At 64.3% G+C, this 24981-nt stretch carries 25 protein-coding genes; 18 read left to right on the top strand and 7 right to left on the bottom strand.

The window, feature by feature from the left end; all coding sequences use genetic code 11:
- Positions 1 to 19 precede the first annotated feature (19 nt).
- The gene (treZ, locus tag ACKFRT_RS04695) at positions 20 to 1750 is read right to left on the bottom strand and encodes a malto-oligosyltrehalose trehalohydrolase (RefSeq protein WP_408925939.1); all 1731 of its coding nucleotides are present in this window, start codon (positions 1748 to 1750) and stop codon (positions 20 to 22) included.
- Between the two features lie 30 nt (positions 1751 to 1780).
- Here treZ and ACKFRT_RS04690 point away from each other — a divergent pair, with 30 nt between their 5' ends.
- The 3 genes from ACKFRT_RS04690 to ACKFRT_RS04680 are packed head-to-tail and all read left to right on the top strand — an operon-like array spanning position 1781 to position 3135.
- Positions 1781 to 2476: an IMPACT family protein gene (locus ACKFRT_RS04690; RefSeq protein WP_408925938.1), complete on the top strand. Its 696-nt coding sequence runs from the start codon at positions 1781 to 1783 to the stop codon at positions 2474 to 2476.
- 23 nt (positions 2477 to 2499) lie between these two features.
- Positions 2500 to 2751, top strand: a complete 252-nt coding sequence (locus ACKFRT_RS04685; protein WP_296213462.1) for a hypothetical protein — start codon at positions 2500 to 2502, stop codon at positions 2749 to 2751.
- Between the two features lie 9 nt (positions 2752 to 2760).
- Positions 2761 to 3135 (top strand): RNA-binding S4 domain-containing protein, encoded by a 375-nt coding sequence (locus ACKFRT_RS04680; protein WP_296213460.1) that lies wholly within the window; start codon positions 2761 to 2763, stop codon positions 3133 to 3135.
- Here ACKFRT_RS04680 and ACKFRT_RS04675 read toward each other — a convergent pair.
- Genes ACKFRT_RS04675 through ACKFRT_RS04655 form a run of 5 tightly spaced genes read right to left on the bottom strand, consistent with a single transcriptional unit; the run spans position 3132 to position 10012 of the window.
- Positions 3132 to 4109 (bottom strand): GTP pyrophosphokinase family protein, encoded by a 978-nt coding sequence (locus ACKFRT_RS04675; protein ID WP_296213457.1) that lies wholly within the window; start codon positions 4107 to 4109, stop codon positions 3132 to 3134. The two genes, ACKFRT_RS04680 and ACKFRT_RS04675, sit on opposite strands and share 4 nt — an antisense overlap.
- Positions 4109 to 6475 carry a malto-oligosyltrehalose synthase gene (gene treY, locus ACKFRT_RS04670; protein WP_408925937.1) on the bottom strand — a complete coding sequence of 789 codons (2367 nt, stop codon included), beginning with the start codon at positions 6473 to 6475 and terminating at the stop codon, positions 4109 to 4111. The genes ACKFRT_RS04675 and treY overlap by 1 nt, the downstream gene beginning before the upstream one ends.
- An 18-nt stretch (positions 6476 to 6493) precedes the next feature.
- A complete protein-coding gene (locus ACKFRT_RS04665; protein ID WP_408925936.1) occupies positions 6494 to 7222 on the bottom strand; it encodes a BRCT domain-containing protein in 729 nt (242 codons plus the stop codon).
- A gap of 2 nt (positions 7223 to 7224) precedes the next feature.
- The gene (glgX, locus tag ACKFRT_RS04660) at positions 7225 to 9429 is read right to left on the bottom strand and encodes a glycogen debranching protein GlgX (protein ID WP_408925935.1); all 2205 of its coding nucleotides are present in this window, start codon (positions 9427 to 9429) and stop codon (positions 7225 to 7227) included.
- Positions 9430 to 9439: 10 nt separating this feature from the next.
- Positions 9440 to 10012 carry a TetR/AcrR family transcriptional regulator gene (locus tag ACKFRT_RS04655; protein WP_408925934.1) on the bottom strand — a complete coding sequence of 191 codons (573 nt, stop codon included), beginning with the start codon at positions 10010 to 10012 and terminating at the stop codon, positions 9440 to 9442.
- A 43-nt stretch (positions 10013 to 10055) separates the two neighbouring features.
- Between ACKFRT_RS04655 and ACKFRT_RS04650 the strand changes: the two genes are divergently transcribed.
- From ACKFRT_RS04650 to nadC, 4 genes are all read left to right on the top strand, one after another.
- The gene (locus tag ACKFRT_RS04650) at positions 10056 to 10604 is read left to right on the top strand and encodes a hypothetical protein (RefSeq protein WP_408925933.1); all 549 of its coding nucleotides are present in this window, start codon (positions 10056 to 10058) and stop codon (positions 10602 to 10604) included.
- A 4-nt stretch (positions 10605 to 10608) separates the two neighbouring features.
- Positions 10609 to 11118, top strand: a complete 510-nt coding sequence (locus ACKFRT_RS04645) for a hypothetical protein (RefSeq protein WP_408925932.1) — start codon at positions 10609 to 10611, stop codon at positions 11116 to 11118.
- 94 nt (positions 11119 to 11212) lie between these two features.
- Positions 11213 to 12217 carry a quinolinate synthase NadA gene (gene nadA, locus ACKFRT_RS04640; protein WP_408926060.1) on the top strand — a complete coding sequence of 335 codons (1005 nt, stop codon included), beginning with the start codon at positions 11213 to 11215 and terminating at the stop codon, positions 12215 to 12217.
- A 65-nt stretch (positions 12218 to 12282) separates the two neighbouring features.
- Positions 12283 to 13125: a carboxylating nicotinate-nucleotide diphosphorylase gene (gene nadC / locus ACKFRT_RS04635; protein ID WP_408926059.1), complete on the top strand. Its 843-nt coding sequence runs from the start codon at positions 12283 to 12285 to the stop codon at positions 13123 to 13125.
- Here the strand turns inward: nadC and ACKFRT_RS04630 are convergent.
- Positions 13122 to 14393 (bottom strand): hypothetical protein, encoded by a 1272-nt coding sequence (locus tag ACKFRT_RS04630; protein WP_408925931.1) that lies wholly within the window; start codon positions 14391 to 14393, stop codon positions 13122 to 13124. The two genes, nadC and ACKFRT_RS04630, sit on opposite strands and share 4 nt — an antisense overlap.
- A 63-nt stretch (positions 14394 to 14456) precedes the next feature.
- On the opposite strand from ACKFRT_RS04630, the gene hisD reads away from it, so the two are divergent.
- The 11 genes from hisD to ACKFRT_RS04575 all read left to right on the top strand — a co-directional run bounded on the left by hisD (position 14457) and on the right by ACKFRT_RS04575 (position 24975).
- Complete coding sequence (gene hisD, locus ACKFRT_RS04625) at positions 14457 to 15824, top strand: histidinol dehydrogenase (protein ID WP_408925930.1); 1368 nt, start codon at positions 14457 to 14459, stop codon at positions 15822 to 15824.
- 3 nt (positions 15825 to 15827) lie between these two features.
- Entirely contained in the window at positions 15828 to 16949 is a 1122-nt protein-coding gene (locus tag ACKFRT_RS04620; RefSeq protein WP_408925929.1) for a histidinol-phosphate transaminase, read from the top strand.
- Positions 16950 to 17007: 58 nt separating this feature from the next.
- The gene (hisB, locus tag ACKFRT_RS04615; RefSeq protein ID WP_408925928.1) at positions 17008 to 17622 is read left to right on the top strand and encodes an imidazoleglycerol-phosphate dehydratase HisB; all 615 of its coding nucleotides are present in this window, start codon (positions 17008 to 17010) and stop codon (positions 17620 to 17622) included.
- Positions 17622 to 18971 (top strand): MFS transporter, encoded by a 1350-nt coding sequence (locus ACKFRT_RS04610; protein WP_408925927.1) that lies wholly within the window; start codon positions 17622 to 17624, stop codon positions 18969 to 18971. The genes hisB and ACKFRT_RS04610 overlap by 1 nt, the downstream gene beginning before the upstream one ends.
- A gap of 11 nt (positions 18972 to 18982) precedes the next feature.
- Positions 18983 to 19702, top strand: coding sequence for an imidazole glycerol phosphate synthase subunit HisH (hisH, locus tag ACKFRT_RS04605; RefSeq protein ID WP_408925926.1), 720 nt, complete (start codon positions 18983 to 18985; stop codon positions 19700 to 19702).
- A gap of 69 nt (positions 19703 to 19771) precedes the next feature.
- Positions 19772 to 20536: a bifunctional 1-(5-phosphoribosyl)-5-((5-phosphoribosylamino)methylideneamino)imidazole-4-carboxamide isomerase/phosphoribosylanthranilate isomerase PriA gene (gene priA / locus ACKFRT_RS04600; protein WP_408925925.1), complete on the top strand. Its 765-nt coding sequence runs from the start codon at positions 19772 to 19774 to the stop codon at positions 20534 to 20536.
- The gene (locus ACKFRT_RS04595; protein WP_408925924.1) at positions 20536 to 21513 is read left to right on the top strand and encodes an inositol monophosphatase family protein; all 978 of its coding nucleotides are present in this window, start codon (positions 20536 to 20538) and stop codon (positions 21511 to 21513) included. Before priA ends, ACKFRT_RS04595 begins: the two co-directional genes overlap by 1 nt.
- Positions 21510 to 22292 (top strand): imidazole glycerol phosphate synthase subunit HisF, encoded by a 783-nt coding sequence (hisF, locus tag ACKFRT_RS04590; RefSeq protein ID WP_408925923.1) that lies wholly within the window; start codon positions 21510 to 21512, stop codon positions 22290 to 22292. Before ACKFRT_RS04595 ends, hisF begins: the two co-directional genes overlap by 4 nt.
- Positions 22289 to 22648 carry a phosphoribosyl-AMP cyclohydrolase gene (gene hisI / locus ACKFRT_RS04585; protein WP_408925922.1) on the top strand — a complete coding sequence of 120 codons (360 nt, stop codon included), beginning with the start codon at positions 22289 to 22291 and terminating at the stop codon, positions 22646 to 22648. The genes hisF and hisI overlap by 4 nt, the downstream gene beginning before the upstream one ends.
- A 1-nt stretch (position 22649) precedes the next feature.
- On the top strand, positions 22650 to 24248 hold the full coding sequence (locus ACKFRT_RS04580; RefSeq protein ID WP_408925921.1) for an anthranilate synthase component I: 1599 nt from the start codon (positions 22650 to 22652) through the stop codon (positions 24246 to 24248).
- Positions 24241 to 24975 (top strand): TIGR02234 family membrane protein, encoded by a 735-nt coding sequence (locus ACKFRT_RS04575; protein ID WP_408925920.1) that lies wholly within the window; start codon positions 24241 to 24243, stop codon positions 24973 to 24975. Before ACKFRT_RS04580 ends, ACKFRT_RS04575 begins: the two co-directional genes overlap by 8 nt.
- Positions 24976 to 24981: the final 6 nt, after the last annotated feature.

Raw genomic sequence — 24981 nt, 5'->3', positions numbered from 1 at the left:
GTTGGCTGCTACTCGGCTGCTACTCGGCGCTGTAGCGCGCTTCCCACGGCCCCAGATCCAGCGCCTGCTGCGGTTCGTCGCTCAAGTTCACGGCAACCTTCACCAGGGTGTCCGGCGCCTGATAGGTCAGCTCGATCCAGCGACCCTGCGCGAGCCCCGGAGTGCTGCCTGCTCGCTCGCCGTCCGCATCGATCGGTGGCACCGTCGGGTTCACTCCCGCCAGCTCCTCGCTGACCGCGTCTTCGCCGTCCGCCCACCAGTTCACGTCTACAAGCTCGGCCTCGGCCAGGCGGTGGGTGCGGCGGAATTCCAACAGGTCCGTGTAGCCGCGCAGAACCTCATCGTGCGGAGATTCCGTGCGCTCAGACCACTTGAGCACGCTGGCCTGAAAGGTCTCCTTCGCCGCCGGGTTAGGCACCTCCTGCGGGTTCCACCCCGCGCGGGCGAACTCGCGCATGCGCCCCTCGCGCGTGGCCTGGTTAAGTTCCTCGTCTTCGTGGTCCACGAAGAACGCGAATGGGGTAGAGGCGCCCCATTCCTCGCCCATAAACAGCATCGGGGTAAACGGGCTGGTTAGTACCAAGGTGGCCTTGGCCAGCTGCTGTTTTACCGAGAGGTTCATGCTCGGCCGGTCGCCGGCGGCGCGGTTGCCGGTTTGGTCGTGGGTAGTCGTGTACGTCACGAAGCGCCACGGCTCGGGGTCTGTTACCGGACGGCCGTGCGTGCGGCCGCGGAAGGAACTAAAACGGCCGTCGTGCCAGAACACCCGCTGGAGCGTGGTGGCCAGCACCTCCACCGTGCCGAAGTCGGAATAGTAGGCGTGGTTCTCGCCCGAAGCTGCGGTGTGGATCGCGTGGTGGATGTCATCGTTCCACTGCGCGACCTTGTAGCCCTCGGTGTACACGGGATCGTTTTGGTCGGTCTCGGCCATGATCCAGGCGGGCTCGGCTGCGTCGCGGATCTGCTCGATGATGCTCACCGCGCCGGTATCGTCCAATGCATGCACCGCGTCCAGGCGCAGGCCGTCCACGCCGAACTCCTGGGTCCACTGCCGTACGGCCTCCAGGATGTAGGTACGTACCTCGTCAGAATCCCGGCCCTGCAGATTCACCACATCACCCCAGCCGGTGGATCCGCCCGCGGTGTAGGGGCCGAACACCCCGGTGTAATTACCGTCGGGGCCGAAGTGGTTGTAGACCACGTCCAACACCACGGCCAGGTCGCGGTCGTGGGCGGCGTCAATAAGCCTCAACAACCCGTCCGGACCACCGTAAACGTCGGTGACAGCATGCCACATCACGCCGTCGTAGCCCCAGTTACGCTGGCCGCCGAAAGGCTGCACGGGCATGAGCTCAATGGCGGTGACGCCCACAGCTGCCAGCTCGTCAAGCTTTTCAATTGCTGCGTCGAACGTTCCTTCCTCGGTGAACGTGCCGACGTGCAGCTCGTAGAGAACCTCGCCGCGCAGCGGGCGCCCCAGCGGCTTGCGAGGCTCGTCGATCTGCCAGACCTCCGACAACCCGTGAATGCCATCGGGCTGGCGCTTCGAGCGCGGGTCGGGGAATACCGGCGAGCCGTCGACGGAAAAGCCATAGCGGTCGCCAGGGGTGGCGGGCACGTCGGCTAGGAACCAATTATCGGCCTCGCGGGTCATGGGGATGCGTTGTTCGGCGCCGGAATCAGCGCCAGTTTCTGCAGGTCGCAGGACTAGTTCTATGTTTTCGGCCAGAGGAGCCCACACGGAATACATGGGTTCCACCCTAGCTGCGATAATGGGAGAATGCCCGCCGATACTGAGCCACACAACGCTCCAAAAAACGCCCCAAATCCAGAACCCCCATATGTTCGCCCCCAGCTGGGCCGGTTTACCGCGGAGATAGAGATCAAGCGCTCCCGTTTCATCGCACTGGCCAGCCGCTGCACGGACGAAGAAGAGGCGCGCGAGTTCATCAGCACCATCCGTCGCGAATACCCGGATGCGCGCCACCACTGCAGCGCGTTCGTGGTGCACGTGGACGCTGCCCAGCCGATCGAGCGGTCCAGCGACGACGGCGAGCCCGCCGGAACCGCCGGCCAGCCGATGCTGGAGGTCCTGAAGGGCTGGCACACCCGTGAGCCGCTGCAGGACGTGGCCGTGGTGGTCGTGCGCTATTTCGGCGGGGTGAAGCTAGGAACCGGTGGGCTGGTGCGCGCCTACCAGGAGGCTACCCGTGAGGCACTGCAGCGCGTGCCGCTGGCGCTGCGCCGCCAACTGGACCTATATACCTGCGATGTGCCACACGCGGATGCCGGGCGCGTAGAGGCAGAGGTTCGCGCCGCCGGGTACACCGTGGTGGGCGTGGACTACGGCGCCGCCGCGCAACTATCCATCGCTTGCGAACCCGGCGCGCCGCTGCCGGACTTCCTAGCCAGCGTTACCAGCGGGGCGGTGGAGCCACACCTGGAGGGGCAGCGGTGGATCGAGGACGCGCTGTAGCCAATTAACTAGACTGGGTAACCATGAGTAATTACGGCAACCTGCCCACCCGCCGCCCGGGCGCCGACCCTATAGCTCAGCGCAAGGCCGAGGTACGCAAGCATTCCCGCAACATCCAAATCGCTGGTGCCGTGGGTGTAGTCAGCCTCGTCGGCGGCCTGACGATCCTTCCCACCACCTTCTTTGCTGTCGTCGTGCCGATCCTGGCCGTGGTGTTCATCGCCTACAGCGGCTTTAAGATCAAGGGCATCGTCGAGCACAAAGATCAGTGGTGACGTACCCCGTTGGACAACCCAACTTCTAGCAAGGTTCGCATCGACGTTTGGGTGTGGGCCGTTCGACTGTGCAAGACCCGTTCTCAAGCGGCGGCTGCCTGCCGCGCCGGGCACGTGAAAATCAACGACGTTTCCGTGAAGCCCGCCCAGCCCGTGGTGGTAGGGGATACCGTGCGCGTGTGGATCCACCACCGCGAGCACGTCGTGGAGGTCACTCAGCTACTTTCCAAGCGGGTGGGCGCCGAGCTGGCGCGCAAGGCCTACATTGACCATTCGCCGCCCCCGCCCGTGATTCCCGCGATGCCGCGCCGGGATAGGGGAGCGGGCCGCCCGACGAAGCGGGAGCGCCGCCAGCTGGAACGCTTTAAGCGCGGCGAATTTTAGCCCGTCTTCTGCCCCAACTGCTGCCACCTGTGACCTAGCCTACCGGGGCGCGACTGCGCGTTGTCGCCGATGTGCACCGTCTTGCGGATGTGCTCGCGCCCGTAGGCGAACAGCAGCATGTCGTCGATCAAGCGCACCTGGCCCGGGTAGTAAGGGTATTTCATAGCCTTGCGCAGGGCCTTGAGCCGCTTCGGTGCCAGCAGGTCGCGCAGCTGCGCGACCGTCGAGATGTCGTGGGCGGCAAGCATGTCGATGGCGTAGCGGTAGTACTCCACGCGCGAGGCTGGGTATTTTTCGCCCACGATGCTGGAGAGCACCCGCGGCAGCGAGGCCGCGTCCAGTGTGCCTTCCACGGCTTCCCCGGGGGTGTCGATGATCGCCGCGATCTTGTCGAACTGTTCGTCTGCCAGCTCGATCAGCCCCGCGGCCAGCGTAAATGCTCGCTGCACCTCGGGCGCGCTGGAGTCTGGATGTTCCAGGTTCTTGTAACGCACGTCGTGCTCGAACTCGGCCCATGCGTGCTGCAGCACGGTGCGTAGCTGTATCTCTATGTATTTTGGTGACGCCCCTTTTTCAGCCGCCCACGGCTCGTCCTTAGCGGAGACAATGAGGTGTTGGCTGGCGTACCCAAATCGTCCTTCGCGGGCGGTTTCCGCCGCCTTGTCGATCACTCGCACCACTTTGAAGAGGTCGGAAAGTGCCTCTTTGAGCTGCGGTATCTCCGTCGAGTGGAAGGTGATTACGCGCACGCCGATGACGTCGTGCGCGTCGGTGAACGAGTGGTAGTCCGGGTAGGCCTCGTTGGATAGTTTGCGGGCGAAGCTCGTTCGGTCCTTGATGCGGACGCTCACGCGGTCAAACGTCAGGCCGGCGTCATCAAGAAAATCAATGATGCGCGCCTCTAGGTCGGCCGCGACGGTGGGGTGGGAATGAATCCAGGCGTCGTAGTCCTGCAGCGCTGACGTGGCCGCCATTAGGCTCCCAAGCGCGTGAGGATAGCCTGGCCACGCTCGCTAAACAGCTTGCTCAGTAGAACCTCGCCCTCCCACATGCTGCCGGAGAGGCGATCCTCCCACACGCCCTCGGGCAGGGCGACGGTCGTGTCGGCCCAGCCGTCGCGGAGCACATCCAGGGGACGGCGGGTGACCAAGGTGATCACATCGTTGCCACGCAGGGTGCCCAGCACGTGCCGTTCCATGGTTCCGGTGGCCATGACGGGCAGGTAGCTGGCCTCGTCCAGGTCGAACTGGTTGCGGATCTGCAGGGCGGTGGCGATGACGTACAGGCGCTCGTCGTCGGTGCCCCGCACGTCGCCACGGGAAATGCGGTCCAGGGCTTCCATGCGCTCGGAAAAGTCCACCTTTCGGCGGTTATCCGGATCCACCAGCGAGTCGGTAAAGAACTCCGTGCCCTGGTAGATATCCGGAATGCCCGGGCCCATGATCTGTAGCAGCTTCTTGGAAATCGAGACCGTCTCTGCAGCCGGGGCGATGTGCGCGACGAAGGAGGTGATCTCCTCGCCGTTGTTGTCGATCGTGTTATCGATCCACTCGTGGATGGAGGTTTCGAATTCCTCGTTCACGTCGAACCAGGTGGTGTGCACCCCGGCCTCGCGCATGGCCTTTTCGGCGTAGGCGTGCAGGCGCTCGCGCAGCTCGTCGGTGACGTGGCCATCCACCGGCCACACGCCGATCATGTTCTGTAGTAGGAAGTGGCAGGTGCCGCCGTCGATGTACTCGATGCTGTCGCAGAGTTCGGCGAAACGCTCGGCGGATTCGGTGATGCAGGTAATGCGACTGCGCACGTCCTCGCCGCGCTTCGTGTCGTGTGTCGTCAGTGCGGTCATGGCCTTCGGCCACAGGCGCGCCCGCTCGGCCTGCAGCAGGTGGAACTCGGCGGGGGATACGCCGAAGCGGCCCGGCGCTCCGCCGACTTCCTGCAAGCTCACCAAGCGGGAACCCCGGTAGAAGGCGGTATCCTCCACGCCCTTGGCCATCACGGCGCCGCAGACCTGGGCAAAGCGTACATTCGCTTCGCCGCGGGAGATCAGTGCGGTGGCGATGAGATCCAGCGCGTCGGCACGCTCCGGGTAGCGGATAATCATCTGGGCGATCACGGTGCTGGTTACGCGGGATAGCGATTCGTAGTCCGCGCGGTAGACCGGCATCGCGGCGATCAGGTCGATCAGTGTCTCGCGTAGCTCCTCATCCGAGACCGCTTCGCCGGAGGTGGACCAGTTATCGCTGCGTACCGCGCGGGCTAGGCGGCGCACCTCCGCCGCGAGCTCCTGGCGAGCGACCTCGTTCTTCAGCGCGTATTCGGCCTCCTCGAATGCCTCTGCATCCCACTTGGAGCCCGTCATATCCAGCGCCAGGTTGGCCATGGTGCCTACGGCTGGGCGGTGGACGAACACGCCGTCCAGCTCGCGTAGTGCGTCGTAGCCCGTGGTGCCGTCGACGGTGAGGCGCGGATCCAGCGGCTCGGTGACTCCTAGGATCTTCTCCACCAACAGCCAGCGCTGGTCGCCGATCAGCTTGCGCAGCTGCTTCAAGTAGTTGAATGGATCGGCCAGACCATCCGGGTGGTCCACGCGCACGCCGTCGATGATGTCCGCGGCGATCAGCTGGTTGAGGATGCGGTGGGAGTGTTCAAACACCACCGGGTCTTCCTGCCGCAAGCCCGCTAAGCCGTTGATGCTAAAGAAGCGGCGGTAGTTGATTACCCCGTCGCGCCAGAACATCAGACGGTAGTGCTGGCGATCGTGGACCTCCTGCGGGGTGCCGCCGAGCGTTCCCTCGGCGATGGGGAAGCAGTTGTCGTAGTAGCACAGCATCGGCTCCGCGCCCTCGCCCTCGCCGTCCGTGCCGTCGCCCTGTTCGATTCTTAGCTCCGCCACGTCCTCTTCGCTGCCCAGTACCGGCAGGCCCAGGCGCCCGTCCGCGCCGTTGTCCGCAGACCAATCCACGTCGAAGTACTCGGCGTATTCGGAATCCTTGCCCTTCTTCAGCAGGTCCCACCACCAGGTGTTGAGCTGCGGATCGTCCACGCCCACGTGGTTCGGGACGATGTCCAGCAGTAGCTTGATGCCCTCCGCGTGTGCCTTCTCAGCCAGGGAGCGTAGCCCCTCGAGGCCGCCGAGCTCGGGGTTGATGGTCGAGGGATCGGTCACGTCGTAGCCGTGGGTAGATTCTTCCGGCGCTTGCATGACCGGGGAGAGGTAGAGGTGCGATACACCCAACCGCGAGAAGTACGGCAGGTGCTCTTCCGCGTCGGCGAAAGTGAAGGCTTGGGCAGGGTCGGATCCAGGTCCGCGGAGCTGAAGGCGATAGGTCGCTGACATGCCCTCTAGGCTACTTGCCTACTTGATCAGCTGCAGGAACTCGTCGAAGCCAATGATCTGTAGCTCCTGGCCCTTGCCCTGCAGTTCGCGGGCACGCTTTTCCTTCGAGGTCACGGACGGCCATTCGCCGACGATCAGCATGGTCGTCTTCTTCGTCACGTTCTTGGCCACCACGCCGCCGCGGGAGGCAATCATGTCCCACACGTCGCCCTTGTCGTAAGGCTCTACGTCGCCGGTCACGCACACCGTCTGCCCGTAAATGGGGCCATCGATGTCTGCTTCCTCGTTCGCCTCCGGCACCTCGTCCGGGGTTGCGACCTTTGCCCACGGCGCCGGAGCGCGCTTCTGTTTCTTCTTTGGTGACGCCCCTTCGTCCCCGTGGACCGCGGACTCAGCGGAGCTGACCCAGTCAGCCGCAGAGATCTTCTGATTGTCACCTGCTGCAGCCGTGGCGCCTTCTGCTAGAGGGTAGCCCGCCTGCAGATTGGTGAGCTGGCGATCCAGTGCGGCGAACTCGTCGGCCTGTGACGGAGAAAAGTTCACGCGAGGGCGTTCGGCCTGGAAAAGCAATTGGATATACCCCGGTGAACAGCCTTCGGGCGTCTGTTTGTACCAGCCGATTAGTTCGTCAGCGGGACGAACCACATCCGGGTGTAGCGAAGATGCCAGCGGCGAGCGGGTCACCCGGATCTCCTGGGTAGAGACGGTGACTTCCGCGCCGCGGGCGGGGAAGGAACCAGCGGCCATGCTTAAAGCTTGACCTCCGTGGAGATCGGGCGCTGCAAAACGACGGTGCTGCGGCCCGGCACCTCTAGGGTGTCGCCGCCGAAGAGGGTGCGGTTTTCTTCCGGCACGCCGGTCGGCTCTGCGGTATCCACCACGACGGTCCAGCTTTCCTCGTCGCTCGGCTCAACGTGCATCACCTTGTGGCGACGCGGCAGGGTGAAGGTGATCGGCTCGTGGTGGGCGTTGAAGCAGAACATGAAGGAATCGTCTTCAACCGGGCGCCCCTGCGGGTCCGGCTCCTCGATGGCCATGCCGTTGAGGTGCACCATCAGGGACTTTCCGAAGTCCGCGTTCCAATCGGAGTCGGACATCAGGGAGCCATCCGGGGTCAGCCACGCAATGTCGCGCTTGGCTACGTCCTGACCCAGCGGGCCGCCCGCCAGGAAGCGTCGGCGGCGGAACACCGGGTGAGCCTGGCGCAGGTGGATGAGGTAGCGCGTAAACGCGTGCAGCTCCTCATCCTTGTTCTCCCAGTCCATCCAGGAGATCTCGTTGTCCTGGCAGTAGACGTTGTTATTGCCGCCCTGGGTGCGGCCGATCTCGTCGCCGTGGGAGATCATGGGCGTGCCCTGGGATAGCAGCAGGGTGGTTAGGAAGTTGCGGCGCTGCTTGTTGCGTAGCTGCAGGATCTCTTCGTCCTCCGTCGGGCCTTCCGCACCACAGTTCCAAGAACGGTTGTGGCTCTCACCGTCGCGGTTTTCCTCACCGTTAGCGTCGTTGTGCTTCTCGTTGTAGCTCACCAGGTCGTTTAGCGTGAAGCCGTCGTGGGCGGTGATGAAGTTGATCGACGCGGTCGGGCGGCGGCCCGTGTACAGATCCGAGGAGCCCGTCAGGCGAGAGGCGAACTCGCCGAGCGTGGACGGCTCGCCGCGCCAGAAGTCACGAACCGTGTCGCGGTACTTACCGTTCCACTCGTTCCACAGGGCAGGGAAGTTACCCACCTGGTAGCCGCCCTCACCGACATCCCACGGCTCAGCGATGAGCTTGACCTGGCTGACGATCGGATCCTGCTGTACCAGGTCGAAGAAGGCGGACAGTCGATCGACGTCGTGGAACTCGCGAGCCAGGGTAGAGGCCAAGTCGAAGCGGAAGCCGTCGATGTGCATTTCCGTCACCCAGTAGCGCAGGGAATCCATGATCAGCTGCAGGGTATGCGGGTGGCGTACGTTCAAGGAGTTACCCGTGCCCGTGTAATCCATGTAGTGCGCCTCGTCGCCATCGACCAGGCGGTAGTAGGCGGCGTTGTCGATGCCACGGAAGTTTTGGGTGGGACCCATGTGGTTGCCCTCGCTGGTGTGGTTGTACACCACATCCAGGATCACCTCGATGCCCGCGTCGTGGTAGCTGCGAACCATCTGCTTGAATTCGGCGATAGCACCCTCGGCACTCGGGGAGGCTGCGTAGTCGCGGTGCGGGGCGAAGAAGCCCAGGGTGTTATAGCCCCAGTAATTGCGCAGACCAAGGTCGCGCAGGCGGTCGTCGTGGACGAACTGGTGCACCGGCATCAGCTCCACGGCTGTTACGCCCAGGTCCTTGAAGTACTCCACGATGGAGTGGTGACCCAAGCCAGCGTAAGTGCCACGCAGGTGCTCCGGGACGTCCGGGTGCGTCATTGTCAGACCCTTGACGTGGGTCTCGTAGATGACGGTCTTGTGCATCTCAATGTTCGGACGGCGGTCGTGGTGCCAGTCGAAGTACGGGTTGATTACCACCGAACGCATGGCGTGCGGGGCGGAATCTTCCTGGTTGCGCTTCTCTGGATTATCCGGGTCGTTGATGTCGTAGCTGAACAGCGAGGCATCGCCATCGAAGTCACCGTCGAAAGACTTGCCGTAGGGATCCATCAGCAGCTTCGAGGGGTCGCAACGCAGCCCCTTGGCGGGATCCCACGGGCCATATACGCGGTAGCCGTAGCGCTGGCCGGGCACAATGCCGGGCAGGTAGCAGTGCCAAATGTCCGCGTCGACCTCTTCCATTTTCACTCGAGTCTCCGCGCCCTGGCTATCGAAAAGACAGAGTTCGACGGATTCTGCTACCTCGGTGAATAGGGCAAAGTTGGTGCCATTGCCGTCGAAGGTGGCGCCGAGCGGGTAGGGCTTTCCAGGCCACCCCACCAAAGGCTCGCCGGGCGCACGCAATCCACTTTTATCTGACAGTCCGAAAGTCATGAGCACCATTCTAACGGCTAAAACCGCGGAGTATTGTTTCTACTCCCAGCACTACTTCCCGCCGTGCGTGGCTGTGGGACGTCGCGATTATTTCCGGCTTGTCCGCTGGCGTGCCCAAATTCTTTGCCACGCTTTGCCGTGCTTGGAGTTCCAGAGCAGAACCGAAAACAAATCTCAGCAGCAGCTTCGCGTCGTCTACAGCGCTGCAGACAGGTTCGTGAGTTTCCTCATACCGGGTGTGTTGAGCGCTGAGTTCGGCGCCGAGTTCGGCGGCGAGATCCCGGTCGAGCGTGCCGCTGGCCACGGCTGCGAGCGTGATGTCGGCACCGTCGCGCAGGGAGGTGAGGGCGTCGAAAAGAAAAGTACAATAATCCGCAGGGCTGCCGGGGCGAGCAGGTACGGCAGTGAGGATCGACTCGGCGATGCCTCCGAGGAGGGCCTGCTTGTTGGGGAAATGCCAGTACAGGGCGCCGGGCGCGACGTCGAGGGCGCGGGCGAGCCGCCGCATCGTGAGGTCGGCAAGGCCGTACTGCTGCAGAATGTCGACGGCGGTACTCACGATTTTCTTGCGGTTTAACTGCACGGTGTTCAAGGGTAGTGGACGCAATTGCCGTAGTGTGATCCACATGAAGATTCGTAAGACATGTGTTGCCGTACTTTGCACCCTGCCCCTTGCGCTGACAGCGTGCGGATCCGATGACGCGAGCGACGGTGGAGAATCGAACCAGGCGAACCAAGAAAGCGCAGCAGCTGACGAGCCTGGAGAGAAGGCACCGGAGGGGCCGGTTTACGAAAGCGCAGCCAGCGACGAGGATAAACAGCAGATCGTCGATCTGCTGCACGGGCTGAGCAACGGCTCCCGTCCGATGGACGAGTACCTACACTGGACCATCGACAACACCTGCCGCGCCGACATCGACGAACAAGGCGGGGAGGAGGCCGCGCGCCAGCAGGCCAACGATTCCGCAGGCCGCGGCAACTTCGACGAGCAGCCGGGCGGGGCGCCAAACATCACCGACATTCAGGACGTGATGGCCGAGGGCGACAACGCACACGCCATGGTTTCCATCGCGGAAGGCGAGCGCACCGACACCAACCGCATGTACTTCAAGCGTGAGGATGCAAAGTGGAAGTTCTGCCACAGTGTCGGAACGCAGGGTGCCGAGCAGGGCTAGCGCGTTGAGCGGAGTTCCTAAGATCCCGCGCCCCGTGGGGGAGGCGGCGCAGGTTCTCTTTATTACGCTCGTAAGCTTTCTGCTGCTCGGGGTGCTGTGGGGCGCGATCCACCCGACTGCGGAACTGGGAGTGGCTGCGGACGGTGGTGCGGATATGGTGCCGGGCACAGAGGACGCTTCGTTCCGCGCCTACTCCTATTACGTAGGCCTGACGGGGCTGGGCGGAATTGCTGTGGCGCTGTGGGCGTTTCGCACCCGCATGCGGGGGTTGCTGATGATGCTGTGGACAGCTCTGTCCGTGCTGTGGGGAACCGTGGCGGCCTGGACGGTGGGTGTCAGTGTGGCCGATAAGCTACACGCCGACCCAATCCCGGAGAACCCACGGGCGGGCGATGTTTTTCACATCCTGGAGACCGTTAATCCCTCGGTGGGTCTGGTAGTAGCTCCGGCGCTGGCGCTGATTGTTTACTGGATTGCGGCGACCTTTGCGAACCCGGAGGACTTTGGGGACTAGCCGGGGACAAGTGGGGGGCTTTAGAAACAAAACGCGCTGCAATGGACTTGTTAGGTACTAAGGTGGGGGAGTGCTTAACAAAACCATAGAGAGTATCACTCGCGTGGATGGCCTCTGGACTATGCCGGATAGCATCTCCACCGACGAGTGGGCCGCGGAAGTTCGCCGACTAAAAGAAGAGAAGAATGCGCTGATACTGGCGCACAATTACCAGCTGCCGGAGATCCAGGACATCGCCGACCACACCGGTGATTCCCTCGCGCTGTCGCGCATCGCGGCGGAGACGGACGCTGACGTGATCGTCTTCTGCGGTGTGCACTTTATGGCCGAGACGGCGAAGATCTTGTCTCCGGAAAAGACGGTGCTTATTCCGGACGCTAACGCGGGGTGCTCTTTGGCCGATTCCCTGACCGCAGACGAACTGCGCGAATGGAAGGCCGAGCACCCGGGGGCCGTGGTGGTCAGCTACGTAAACACCACCGCCGACGTGAAGGCCCTGACGGATATCTGCTGCACCAGCTCCAACGCGGTGGATGTGGTAGCCAGCCTGCCGGAGGATCAGGAGGTGCTGTTCGGACCCGACCAGTTCCTCGGCGCCCACGTGCGCCGTGAGACCGGACGGGACAACATCCACGTCTGGGCGGGCGAGTGCCACGTACACGCGGGCATCTCCGGCCAGGAGCTGAGCCAACAGGCGCACAATAACCCGGCGGCGGATCTGTTCATCCACCCTGAGTGTGGCTGCGCCAACTCCGCCATCTACCTGGCCGGCGAGGGGATTGTGGAGCCGGAGCGGGTGAAGATGCTCTCCACCGGTGACATGATCTCGCAGGCCAAATCCACCAACCAGTCCACCGTGCTGGTGGCCACCGAGGTCGGCATGCTGCACCAGCTGCGCCAGGCCAACCCCGAGGTGGACTTCCGTGCTGTGAACGACCGCGCGGCCTGTAAGTATATGAAGATGATTACCCCGGCGGCTCTGCTGCGTTGCCTGGCGCTGGGTGAGGACGAGGTGACGGTGGACGAGGAGACCGCCGCCGCGGCCCGCCGTTCCGTAGAGCGCATGATCGCCATCGGTAACCCGGGAAGCGGGGAGTAGCAGTGGAACTTCCCTATCCCACACAGCTCACCGACTCGTCTCGTGTCCGCGCCGCTTATCTGCGCATGGCCAAGGTCGCGCTGGAGGAGGACTTCGGCGATGGCGCGGACGTCAGCACCCTGGCGACCGTGCCCGCCGACGCCACCGGTACGAAGGTTATGCGCACCCGGCAGGCGGGCGTGATCAGCGGACTGGATGCGCTGGCCATTGTCGCGGAAGTCGCCGACCAGCGGCACGTCGAGTTCGCCCCGCTGGTCGCCGACGGTGACCGCGTGGAGGCCGGGGTCGAGGTCGCACGGGTGGAGGGCAAGATCCAGCACATACTCATGCTCGAGCGCACCCTGCTGAATATCCTGAGCCACGCCTCCGGCATCGCCACGCAGACCCGCGAGTGGGTCGATGCGGTCGAGGCCACGGCCACCAGCCCGCGCGGCTGCAAGGTCCGCGATTCCCGCAAGACCCTGCCCGGCATGCGCATGCTGGAAAAACGCGCGATAGTCCACGGTGGTGGCTACCCGCACCGCTACAACCTGGGCGACCAGGTGATGGTCAAGGACAACCACGTGGAGCTTTCGAGCGCGGCTGAGGCGTACGCGCGGGTGCGGGATTTCCTGGGGGAGGCCGCCATCACGTGGGTGGAGGTCGAGGTGGATACCCTAGACCAACTCTCCGACCTGCTGGCGGAAGGCAAGCCTCACCCGCCGCAGGTGCTGCTGGATAACTTCACAGTGGAGGACACGCGCAAGGCCGTGGAGCTGCGCGACCAGCTAGCCCCGCAGGTGCTGTTGGAATCTTCCGGCGGGCTTACCCTGGACGTCGCCGGGGATTACGCAGCCGCGGGCGTGGAGTCCGTAGCCGTGGGTGGGTTGACCCACAGCGTGCGGGCGCTGGACATCGGCCTGGATTAGGATTCCCAGCGATCCAGCGCCGCGCGTCGGCGCTGGTCCAGCTCCGTGGCTATCTCTGCGTAACCCAGCTCCGTGGCGGCCACCAATGCCATGGTGTAACCGCCGATGGTGCGTTCATCATCCGCGCTGAACTCTGACCACTCTGCCACCAGTCGCGCGTTAGCCAGGGCCTCGTCGAAGAGCCCACAGTTCAGGGCGGCTTCGGCCAGGGTGTAGCGCAGATTAAGGATGGCGGGGGACAAAGGGCAACCCTCGGCAGCATCCAGCGCCACGCTGGCAAGCTCCCAGGCTTCGCCTTCGCGGCCTTCGCCGAGCAGAGCCATCGCTGCCAGACCTGCATTCTGCAGCGCGATCACTCCCGCGCCCAGTGTGTCGGCCAGGCGCACGCACACCGCCCAGTGTTCCGCCACAGCTGCCAGAGAGGCCTCGCTGGTGCTGGACGTGGCCGCCGCGTTTTCGGTCGCCCGAAACATCTCAAAGTGCGCCAGCATGTCATGCGCCTCGTAGAGGGCAACCGTCTGTGCACCGGTGCCGTTTAACCCAACTGCACTGTCTTCCTCCAGCCTGTCGATCAGGGCCGTTACCCGCTCGAACGCCTCCTCGTGCCGTCCGCGGAACCAAGCCTCCTGCGCGAACCATAGCTGGCGGTCGGCCGCGCTCGGGGGTTTGGAGCCGAATCTGCGCACCAGTTGGGCGAAGGTGTCTGCGAAGTCAACGGGTGAGGCCGTGGCGCTGCTCCCAAACGAACCAGAAAGATTAGTGGCCACCGCAAAGCCCGTTGTCGCGGCCGAGGTTAAACGTGCGGAAACGGCCGTGGGCAGGTCGCGGTGCGTGATGTGCGGTGCTTCGGCCAGCGTGGGGGAATCCGGATCCGGGCGGAAGTCGGCGAATCCCTGCGCTAACTGTGCCAGCATTTCCTGCGGGGAGTGCAGCTCGGCCAGGGTACCCCGTCGATCTTCCATCGACAGCGCCTGATGAGCCAGCAAGGCTAGAGCCTCCAGGGCCAATGCGTGGTTGTTGTGGCTGCGCGCCCATGCCCGCAGGTCGCGCAGGGCAGCGATGGCCTCGTCGGCCAGCCCCAGGTGATCCGCGGCGCTGGCCCGCATGCTGTAGAACTCGCCCACCAGCTCATCCGGCACCTCAGCAGGGGTCGCCAGCCAGTACTGCCGGGCGAAGTCGCTGGCCAGGCGCCAACTCGTCGCCGCGGAAGCGCCGGAACGCGCGGCAGCGCTGCTCTCGTGGAGCAGTGAAAGGAGTGTCTGAGCCATGGCGTAAACTTTAGCCCAGCACATAACCGCACATAATCATTCAGTAAGGAAGCCGCGTACACGATGACTAGCGCCCAGCTGGACTTTAGCCGGATCGACCTGCGGGGACAGACCCCGACTACCGCCGAGCTGCGCCATCGCCTGCCCCGCGGTGGCACGGATGTGGACTCGGTGATCCCCACCGTCGCACCAATCGTTGACCAGGTGCGCGAGGGCGGTGCACGCGCGGCGCTGGAGATCGGGCAGCGCTTCGATGGCGTGACCCCGGATTCGGTGCGGGTTCCGGCCGAGGTTATCGACGCTGCTGTGGGGACATTGGCAGACGACGTCATCGCGGCACTCGAAGAGGCCATCAAGCGGGTGCGTGCCTTCCACTCCGCCATTCGCCCTGAGGACAAGAGGGTGGAGGTCGCGCCGGGTGGCGTGGTGACGGAGCGTTTCATCCCTGTCCAGCGCGTAGGCCTGTACGCGCCGGGCGGTAACGCGGTGTACCCGTCGAGCGTGATCATGAACGTCGTGCCGGCGCAGGAGGCAGGTGTGGAGTCCCTCGTGGTGGCCTCCCCGCCGCAGGAGGGCGGCTGGCCGCACCCGACCGTGTTGGCGGCCTGCAAGCTGTTGGGCGTGGACGAGGTCTGGGCTGTCGGCGGTGCCCAGGCCGTAGCAGTGCTGGCGCACGGCTCCACCGCCCAGGGCGGGGAGGAGCTGGAGCCGGTGGACATGGTGACCGGCCCGGGCAACATCTTCGTCACCGCCGCCAAGCGCCTGTGCCGTTCTGTGGTGGGTATCGACTCCGAGGCGGGACCGACCGAGATCGCCGTGTTGGCGGACGGCACTGCCGATGCGGTGGAGATCGCCTACGACCTGATTAGTCAGGCAGAGCACGACACGATGGCGGCCTCCGTGCTGATCACAGACAGCGAGAAACTGGCCGACGACGTGGTGGCTGAGATGAACGAGCGCTACCACATCACCCAGAACTCCGACCGCGTGGCCGAGGCTCTAAACGGCCAGCAGTCCGGAGTGGTGCTGGTGGACGACATTGCCGCCGGCATCCGCGCGGCGAACGCTTACGGCGCCGAGCACTTGGAGATCCACACCGAGGGCGCCCACGAGGTCGCAGAGCGGATCACCAACGCCGGCGCGATCTTTATCGGCCGCTTCAGCCCGGTGCCGCTGGGCGACTACGCCGCCGGTTCCAACCACGTGCTGCCGACCTCCGGCACGGCGCGGCACTCCTCGGGTCTGTCCACGCTGACGTTCCTGAAGTCCGTGCACGTCATCGACTACAACGAAGAAGGCCTGCAGGGCGTGGCCGACACGGTAATCACCCTGTCGAAGTCCGAGGGCTTGCCCGCCCACGGCGAAGCCATCAGTGCACGTACAAACACAGCACGCACCAACACCGCAAACACCAAAGGAACGGAAGCCTAAACCATGGCTGAGCAGAACAAGCAGATCTCTCTGGCCGACCTGCCGCTGCGCGAGGAACTGCGCGGCAAGTCTGCATACGGAGCCCCGCAGCTGACTGTTGCGAACCAGCTGAACACCAACGAAAACCCCTATCCGCCGTCGCCGGAGATCGTCGAGGGCATCGCCCGGCGCGTGGCTGAGCTGGGTAAGCAGCTGAACCGCTATCCCGACCGCGACGCGGTCGGCTTGCGCAAGGCCCTAGCGGCGTACGTGAGACAGCAGACGGGTGTGGGCGTCACTAAAGAACAGGTATGGGCAGCCAACGGTTCCAACGAAGTCTTGCAGCAGTTGCTGCAGGCATTCGGTGGGCCCGGGCGCAGTGCGATGGGCTTCGTACCGAGCTATTCCATGCACCCGATCCTGGCGGCGGGCACGCAGACGGAGTTCGTGACGGTCGAGCGCCGCCCCGAGAATCGCTTCGACATCGACGTGGACGAGGCCCTGGGAGCCATCGCCACGAACGCACCCGATGTTGTCTTTATTACGACGCCCAACAACCCCACCGGCAACAGCACTCCGCTGGCCGACATTGAGCGGATCGTGCAGGCGGCTCCTGGCATTGTGATTGTGGACGAGGCCTACGCGGAGTTTTCCGATGAGCCCAGTGCAGTGGGCCTGCTGGAGCGGTACCCAGCCAAGCTGGTCGTTTCCCGCACCATGTCCAAGGCATTCGACTTCGCCGGCGGGCGGCTGGGCTACTTCGTGGCGAACCCGGCCTTTATCGAGGCTGTGATGCTAGTGCGCCTGCCGTACCACCTGGCCACGCTGTCGCAGGCAGCGGCTGAGGTGGCACTGGAGAACTCCGCGGCCACGCTGCAGACGGTGGAGAAACTGCGCGAGGAACGCGACCGGGTGGTCGGACGCTTGCGCGAGCTGGGCTACGACGTGATCGACTCGCACTCGAACTTCGTATTCTTCGGCAACTTCGAGAAGCTGGGCGATTTGCACACAGTGTGGCAGCGCTTCCTGGACCAAGAGGTGCTGATTCGCGACGTCGGCGTGCCCGGCTGGCTGCGTACCACCGTGGGCCTGCCGGAGGAAAACGACGCATTTCTTGCCGCCGCGGCCCAGATGATGGACGATTAGGCAGACACTTCAAGAGGAAAAGACAAATTACAGACGGAAAGGTAGGTACACAGCCACCGTGGCAACGAACCCCACCCCGCGCATCGGGAAGGCCCAGCGCGCCACCAAAGAATCAGACATCCAGGTCGAATGGAACCTGGACGGAACCGGGCAGACCGACATCGATACGGGTGTGCCGTTCTTCGACCACATGCTGACCGCCCTCGGCGCACACGGGTCCTTCGACCTGACCGTGCACGCTCGTGGCGACGTGGAGATCGACGCTCACCACACCGTGGAAGATACGGCCATCGTCATGGGGCAAGCCTTGGCGGAGGCACTGGGAGACAAGAGGGGCATCCGCCGCTTTGGCGATGCTTTCATCCCGATGGACGAGACGCTCGCGCATGCTGCGGTGGATGTCTCGGGGCGCCCGTACTACGTGGGCGTGGGAGAGCCAGAGCAGATGCTGAGCACGGTGATTGGGGGGCACTACGCCACCGTCATTAACCAGCACTTCTTCGAGACGCTGGCACTGAACTCGCGCATCGCTTTGCACGTGCGCTGCCTATACGGCCGCGACCCGCACCACATCACCGAGGCAGAGTTTAAGGCCGTGGCGCGCGCGCTGCGTGCCGCCGTAGAGGACGATCCGCGAGTGGGTGGGGTCCCGTCGACCAAGGGAGCGCTGTAGTGGCGCGCCCGAAGGCGCTGACCATTGAAGAGCTCGAAAAGATCGATTCCGTGTGGCAGGCTCCGGGCCTGATCGCCACACTGGTGTCGGTTTTTTGTGCGTTCGGTGGTTGGGCGCTACTCCTGCCGGTTATCCCCCTGGCCGTGATCGATGGGGGCGGAACTGACAGCGTGGCGGGCCTGTCCACGGGTGTGTTCATGGCCGCCACGGTTCTGACGCAGGCCTTCACTCCGCGCCTGCTGCGTGCCGTGGGCTATGCGCCCGTGATGCTGGGGGCAGCGCTGCTGCTGGGCTTCCCGGCTTTGGTGTACGTAGCGGACATGTCCGCGGCTACGGTGCTGGCCGTCGCCGCAGTGCGTGGCGTGGGCTTTGGTGCGGTGACGGTGACGGAGGCCGCGCTGATCGCAGAGCTCGTGCCACCCCGCCTGGTGGGGCGGTCGTCCGGCGTATTCGGAGCGACGGTGGGCGTGACCCAGCTGATCAGTTTCCCGCTGGGTATGTGGCTGTACGGCAGCTTCGGCCTGTTGGGAGTGTGCACGGCTGCGGCGGTGTACTCCACCGTGGGCGCCCTGGCAGCGCTGCGGTTGCCGAAGGTGGATCGCGAGAATTCTCCCGGCGTGGCTGCCGACATTCCCGATAACGCGACCTCACAGACGGACTACACGCCGGCCGCCCCGCGGGTGGCTACGTGGAAGTTGGTCACAGTACCGGGGCTGTCCATCGGCGCGGCCGCCGTTGGCTTCGCCGGATTCAGCACGTTCTTGGCGCCCGCCGCGGGCGAGATCGATGCGAGCGTTGCCGCCACCATCTCCGGTCTGGCGCTCAGCGTGGTGGGGCTGATGCAGATCGGCTCGCGACTGTTCAGCGGTTGGTACGCCGACCGCGTGGGCGAGCCAGGCCGACTGAACGCGATCGGTCTGGTGCTATGCGTGGTGGGGTTGGCTTCGGCCGCGATCATGCTGGCCGTGCATCCCACCGGTGGGTTGCTACTGATCTGGTCGCTGCTGTCGGCGGCGTTCTTCGGTGCAGGCTTCGGCATTAACCAGACCGAGGCGCTGCTGATGATGTTCGATCGCCTGCCGCGAGCCGAGTCCGCCAAGGCCTCGGCGCTGTGGAACATGACCTTCGATGGCGGAACCGGCGTGGGCGCAATCTTGCTGGGCTTCGTCGCGGGGGCGCTGACGTACCAGGGGGCTTTCATCGCCGCCGGTGCGGTGGCCCTGTTCGGCTTCGTGGTCGCGGTTCTCGACCGATTTGTGGGGCGCCACCGCGTTACCGAATACGGCAACGTTCGCGAGACGCTGCGTCGTGTGCGACAGCGTGAATTGCGCCCGGGGAAGTCCGGCTAGACTAGCTAGCTATGACTTCTTCTCTTTCTTCTCGACGCCCACATGTCGCCCTCCTGGATTACGGCAGCGGAAACGTGCGCTCCGCCCAGCGGGCGATGGAAAGGGCAGGCGCCGAGGTCGAGGTAACCCGCGACCCGGAGACCGTCCAGCGCGCAGACGGACTGCTGGTGCCGGGCGTGGGAGCCTACAGTGCGTGCATGAAGCAGCTGCACAGTGTGTACGGCGATCGCCTGATTGGCCAGCGCCTGGCCGGCGGGCGCCCGGTGCTGGGCATCTGTGTGGGCATGCAGATCTTGTTCGATCGGGGAGTGGAGTTCGCAGAGGGGGCGGACGAGGGCTCTTCCGCCTTTACGGAGGGGATGGGCGAGTGGCCGGGTACCGTCGAGAAGCTGGATGCCGACGTGCTGCCGCACATGGGGTGGAACACTGTTGCGGTCGGTGATGGATCCTCGGCCAGCGCCCTAGGTCAGCCCGCCAGCGAGCCGACAAGAATGTTTTCCGGGATCAAGGAGACCGAGCGCTTCTACTTCGTCCACTCCTACGGCGTGCGCGAGTGGGAGCTGATGACCGACGGTCGTACCGAGCCGCCGCTGGTGCACTGGGCCAGCCATGGGCGGAGTCGCTTTGTCGCGGCGGTGGAAAATGGCCCGCTGTGGGCTACGCAGTTCCACCCGGAAAAGTCCGGCGATGCGGGGCTGCAGCTGCTGCGTAACTGGGTGGAGACGCTCTAGCTCTAGAAATAGCACTAGTTTTCCACCATTTAAGCGTCGCCGAGCTCTATACACGTTAGGATTCTCCCTATGGCTTCTACTGATAATTCCCGTGCCCTGACCCTGCTTCCCGCCGTCGATGTGGCCGACGGCCAGGCCGTTCGCCTAGTGCAGGGTGCGGCGGGTACGGAGACCAGCTACGGTGCGCCGATCGAGGCTGCCCTGGCCTGGCAGAATGCGGGTGCGGAGTGGATCCACCTGGTGGATCTCGATGCAGCCTTCGGCAGGGGAAGCAACTTCGAGCTTCTGAAAGAGGTCACCGGCCAGCTGGACGTGAACGTGGAGCTGTCCGGTGGTATTCGCGACGTCGAGTCGCTGGAGCGCGCGCTGTCCACCGGCTGCCGTCGCGTGAACATCGGCACCGCTGCGCTGGAGGATCCGGACTGGTGCGAGTCCGTTATTTCCCGCTATGGCGACAAGGTAGCCATCGGCCTGGATACCCGGGAGATCGACGGTGAATGGCGCTTGCGCGGCCGCGGCTGGACGTCCGACGGTGGCGAGCTGTGGGAGGTCCTGGAGCGCCTCGATTCCCAGGGTGTTTCCCGTCTGGTTGTCACCGACGTAAGCCGCGATGGAATGCTCAATGGGCCGAACATCGACCTGCTGCGCGACGTGGCGGCTGCCACCGACGCGCCGGTTGTGGCCTCGGGCGGAATTTCCAGCCTGGATGACATCCGTGCCCTGGCTGCAGTAGTAGACGAGGGAGTGGACTCCGCGATCGTGGGCAAGGCTCTATACGCAGGCAAATTCACCCTGGAGCAGGCTTTGGAAGCAGCACGGGGGGCTGATAGCTAATGACGGCCTTCCACGGACTGTCCCCAGAGGAACTGGATACACGCTCGCTGCTGGCTATCGCTGAGGCTGCAGTGGACGAGGCTGAGACGACGTTTACCGCCGCCGTTGGCGCGGAGCCGGAGGTTATTAAGTCCCCCGGAGACTTCGCCACCGAGGCGGATCTGACCGTGGAACGTCAGCTGCGCACACTGCTGACCCAGTACACCGGTCTGCCCGTACACGGCGAGGAATTCGGTACCGTGCGCCCCGGCGAAATCCCGGGAGAGAACATCACTGAGCCCAACCCCAGCGATGCGATGGCGGACGGCCTGGACGGCCCGCGCCGCAAGTCTCTAGAGGCTGGCGACCAGGAGCTGCCGGAGACGTTTTGGGTGGTCGACCCCATCGACGGCACCGCTAACTACGCGGTGGGCAACCCCTTTGCCTGCATCTTGGTTTCTCTGGTGCATCAGGGTCAGACCATGGTTTCCGTGACCGAGATGCCGCTGCTGGGCAAGCGCATTACTGCCCGGCGTGGCGAGGGACTGTTGGTGGACGGCCACCCGGCCCGTGCTATGCCACCGTCGGATCCCGGAGTTACTCAGATCAGCTTCGGCTCTATTCTTTCCCAGCGTAGGGGTAACCTGCCGATTTCCTACCGCCAGGACATGTTGAACGAGATTGGTAAGTCTTACCCGCGCATGCGCGTGACCGGCTCGGTGGGCATCGACCTGGCTTTCACCGCTGCCGGCGTGTTCGGCGGCACGGTGACCTTCAGTCCGAACCTGTGGGACAACGCCGCGGGCATCCTCGCGGTGCAGGAAAACGGCGGCATCGCCACTGACTTCGCGGGCAACCCGTGGCGCCCGGGCGTGTCCGGGCTGGTCGCGGGCGAGCCGGAGGTGCACGCCACCCTCCTGCAGCACATCCAGGCCGTGCCGATCGGCACAGCTGCCCGCAATGCCCAGGAGATCCGCGACCGAGGGGGCATCCGATGAGCGTCACCGTGCGCGTCATCCCATGTCTGGATGTAGACAACGGCCGGGTGGTGAAGGGCGTGAACTTCGAGGGCTTACGCGATGCGGGGGATCCCGTCGAGCTAGCCAAGCGCTATGACGCACTGGGCGCTGACGAACTGACGTTCCTGGACGTCTCCGCCTCTAAGGACGGCCGGGGCACCATGCTGGACGTCGTTCGCCGAACCGCTGACCAGGTGTTTATTCCATTAACCGTGGGCGGGGGAGTGCGCAGTGAAGAGGACGTAGATTCCCTTTTGCGCGCCGGCGCCGACAAGGTTTCCGTGAACTCCTCCGCCGTCGCCCGCCCCGAGCTCCTGCGCGAGCTGTCGCAGCGCTTTGGTGCGCAGTGCATCGTGTTGTCGGTGGACGCGCGTCGCGTGCAGAACCCCGAAGAGGTAGACAAGTACCCCTCTGGCTTCGAGGTCACCACCCACGGCGGTAGTAAGTCCGCCGGGCTGGATGCCGTCGAGTGGGCCCGCACCGGCGAGGAGCTGGGCGTGGGGGAGATCCTTTTGAACTCCATGGACGGCGACGGCACCAAGGCTGGCTTCGATATTGAGATGCTGCAGGCCGTGCGCGAGGCCGTGACTATCCCCGTCATCGCCTCCGGTGGCGCGGGCGCCCCGGAGCACTTTCCGCCTGCGGTAGAGGCTGGCGCCGATGCCGTGTTGGCGGCCTCCATCTTCCACTTCGGCGAGGTGGAGATCCGTGAGGTCAAGCAGGACCTGGCCGACGCGGGCTACGAGGTACGACTGTGAGCAACACCGACCCAGCTACCTACGAGCTAGATCCCGCCATCGCCGAGCGCGTCCGCTTTAACGCGGACGGCCTGGTTCCCGCCATCGTGCAGGACGTTACCAACGGAGACGTGCTGATGATGGCCTGGATGAACGACCACGCCCTGGCTCACACTCTGGCGACCAAGCAGGGCACCTATTGGTCCCGCTCCCGCCAGTCCTACTGGATCAAGGGCGAAACGAGCGGCCACACCCAGCGCGTCGTCGAGGTGCGCCTGGACTGTGACGGCGACACAGTGCTGTTGAAAATCGAGCAGACCGGTGCGGCTTGCCACACCGGCAACCGCACTTGTTTTGACGCCGACCGCTTGGCCTAACATGACAGACATGGGTGACAACACTTCTAGCCAGTCCACCGGCCACCTGACCGGCGACGTGACGAGCCGCGAGACCTTCCGGGAGCTTGCGGCAAAGCACCGCGTGGTGCCAGTCGTCCGCAAGGTCCTCGCCGACGGAGAGACTGCGCTGTCCGCTTACCGTAAGCTCGCCGACGGCCGCCCCGGCACGTTCCTGCTGGAATCGGCGGCTCACGGGCAGTCGTGGGATCGCTACTCCTTCATCGGCACGGGCGCCCGCTGTGCACTGATGGTCAAGAGCAGCGTGGACGGCGGAGCGGCGCGCTGGATCGGCCAGCCCCCGGTGGACATTCCGGAGGGCACCGACCCCCTCGAGGCGATTCGCAGCACCCTTACCCAACTGCAGACCGCCCCGATGCCGGGTCTGCCGCCGCTAACCAGTGGCCTGGTGGGGTACATGGGCTACGACATGATCCGCTACATCGAGTCCCTGCCTGATACCTGCACCGATGATCTGAATATTCCCGATATGGTGCAGCTCCTCGTCGAGGACATGGCCGTCGTGGATCACTACGAGGGCACCATCTGGCTAATCGCTAGCGTGATCAATTGGGATAACTCCGACGAGCGCGTGGACGAAGCATACGACGAGGCAGTGGAACGGCTCGACGCCATGGTGGAACGGCTGGCCACGGGAGTAGCAGGGGGCGTCACCACCTATCACAACCCCACGCCCGACTACCGTCGACAGCGCACCTACGACGACCACCGTCAGCGCATCGGCAAGGTGAAAGAGCATATCAAGGCTGGCGATGCGTTCCAGGTGGTGTTGTCGCAGCGTTTCGAGATGGACACTGACGTCGACGCGATCGATATTTACCGCATGTTGCGCGTATCGAACCCTTCGCCGTACATGTTCTTGCTCAACGTGCCTACCGAGGATTTTGACGCCACAGCGTTTCACATCATCGGCTCCTCCCCGGAATCGCTGGTGCAGGTCCGTGACGGCAATGTCACAACGTTCCCCATCGCAGGGTCCCGGCCGCGCGGCGAGACGGTGGAGCAGGACTTCGCCTTCGAGCGTGAATTGGTCAATGACGAGAAGGAGAACTCGGAACATCTGATGCTGGTAGACCTGGGACGCAACGACCTCGGTAAAGTCAGCGAGCCGGGCACGGTGGAGGTGCACGACTTCCGGCACGTGGAGCGCTATTCCGCGGTGATGCACCTGGTTTCCGGTGTGACCGGCAAGCTGGCAGCGGGGAAGACGGCGGTGGATGCGTTTAATGCAACGTTCCCGGCGGGAACACTATCCGGCGCGCCGAAGCCCTCGGCGTTGAAGATTATTGATGAGCTGGAGGACACTCGCCGCGGCGTGTACGGCGGTACGGTCGGATACTTCGACTTCTCGGGCAACACGGATCAGTCTATCGCCATTCGCACTGGGTTGTATAAGGACGGCACCGTGTACGTCCAGGCCGGCGGTGGAATCGTCGCCGACTCGGATCCAGCAGCCGAGGACCTGGAGACCCGCAACAAGGCCGCGGCGGTGCTGCGGGCGGTTGCGGCGGCAGAGACGATGGCAATCGCTTCCGAGTGTAAGGGTAAAGCAGTTGAGTAAGAGTACGGCGAGCAAGCTAGAGACCGGTCCAGTGTCCAGCCCAGAGGCTGGCGACCTAACCCAGAAGGCCAAGCGCATCCGCCAGATTGCGCTGCTGTTCGTGGTGCTGAGCGCTGCGGGGTTATGGGGCGCGAGCCGCCTGAAGTTCGTGACCGTGGCAGTCGACGACGATAAGGCCGGGGCCTCCACCAAGGAGCTCGTGGGTTCTGTGTGGGACCCGGCACTTGTGCCGATTGCGCTGGCGATGGTGGCCGCGCTGATCCTGTCGATCGCCGTGCAGCCCATGATCCGCCGAGTACTGGGCGTGGTAATTGTTGCGCTGTCGGCGATAGCCAGCTTCCGTGCCGTGCAGCTATTGAGCAGCGACGTGGATCTAGCCCGCGCTAAGAGCCTGTTGAGCAGTGGTGCGGCCACGCAGAAGGAATCCGATCCGGTGCAGATCTCCGAGTGGGCGCAGGTGATCAGTGGACAGGTCCACTCACTGGGCATTGTGCTGGTGCTCGTCGCCGCGGCGCTGGGCGTGGTGGGGGGCGCGATTCTGATTCTGCGCCCCGGCCAGCAGTCCAAGGGGCACAGCCGTTATGAGACTCCCGAGGTGCGCCGCGCCGACGCGGAGGAGGACTTGGCGGAGAACCCCGATTCAACCCGAGTGCTGTGGGATGCCCTGGACGCGGGGGTGGATCCGACCGAAGAATCCGATTTCTCCCGCACCAAGCGCGGGCGATAAGCTCAT

It is taken from the genome of Corynebacterium jamesii, from assembly GCF_046097395.1.
Taxonomy (GTDB): Bacteria; Actinomycetota; Actinomycetes; order Mycobacteriales; family Mycobacteriaceae; genus Corynebacterium.
The sequence above is the reverse complement of the archived record's forward strand: the minus strand, read 5'-3'. Positions and strand labels throughout refer to the sequence as shown.

Coding starts and splice junctions, on each gene's coding strand:
- treZ (WP_408925939.1), bottom strand. CDS start 1,750: ATGTATTCCGTGTGGGCTCCTCTGGCCGAAAACATAGAACTAGTCCTG.
- ACKFRT_RS04690 (WP_408925938.1), top strand. CDS start 1,781: ATGCCCGCCGATACTGAGCCACACAACGCTCCAAAAAACGCCCCAAAT.
- ACKFRT_RS04685 (WP_296213462.1), top strand. CDS start 2,500: ATGAGTAATTACGGCAACCTGCCCACCCGCCGCCCGGGCGCCGACCCT.
- ACKFRT_RS04675 (WP_296213457.1), bottom strand. CDS start 4,109: ATGGCGGCCACGTCAGCGCTGCAGGACTACGACGCCTGGATTCATTCC.
- treY (WP_408925937.1), bottom strand. CDS start 6,475: ATGTCAGCGACCTATCGCCTTCAGCTCCGCGGACCTGGATCCGACCCT.
- ACKFRT_RS04665 (WP_408925936.1), bottom strand. CDS start 7,222: ATGGCCGCTGGTTCCTTCCCCGCCCGCGGCGCGGAAGTCACCGTCTCT.
- glgX (WP_408925935.1), bottom strand. CDS start 9,429: ATGACTTTCGGACTGTCAGATAAAAGTGGATTGCGTGCGCCCGGCGAG.
- ACKFRT_RS04650 (WP_408925933.1), top strand. CDS start 10,056: ATGAAGATTCGTAAGACATGTGTTGCCGTACTTTGCACCCTGCCCCTT.
- nadC (WP_408926059.1), top strand. CDS start 12,283: ATGGCCAAGGTCGCGCTGGAGGAGGACTTCGGCGATGGCGCGGACGTC.
- ACKFRT_RS04630 (WP_408925931.1), bottom strand. CDS start 14,393: ATGGCTCAGACACTCCTTTCACTGCTCCACGAGAGCAGCGCTGCCGCG.
- hisD (WP_408925930.1), top strand. CDS start 14,457: ATGACTAGCGCCCAGCTGGACTTTAGCCGGATCGACCTGCGGGGACAG.
- ACKFRT_RS04620 (WP_408925929.1), top strand. CDS start 15,828: ATGGCTGAGCAGAACAAGCAGATCTCTCTGGCCGACCTGCCGCTGCGC.
- hisH (WP_408925926.1), top strand. CDS start 18,983: ATGACTTCTTCTCTTTCTTCTCGACGCCCACATGTCGCCCTCCTGGAT.
- priA (WP_408925925.1), top strand. CDS start 19,772: ATGGCTTCTACTGATAATTCCCGTGCCCTGACCCTGCTTCCCGCCGTC.
- ACKFRT_RS04595 (WP_408925924.1), top strand. CDS start 20,536: ATGACGGCCTTCCACGGACTGTCCCCAGAGGAACTGGATACACGCTCG.
- hisF (WP_408925923.1), top strand. CDS start 21,510: ATGAGCGTCACCGTGCGCGTCATCCCATGTCTGGATGTAGACAACGGC.
- ACKFRT_RS04580 (WP_408925921.1), top strand. CDS start 22,650: ATGACAGACATGGGTGACAACACTTCTAGCCAGTCCACCGGCCACCTG.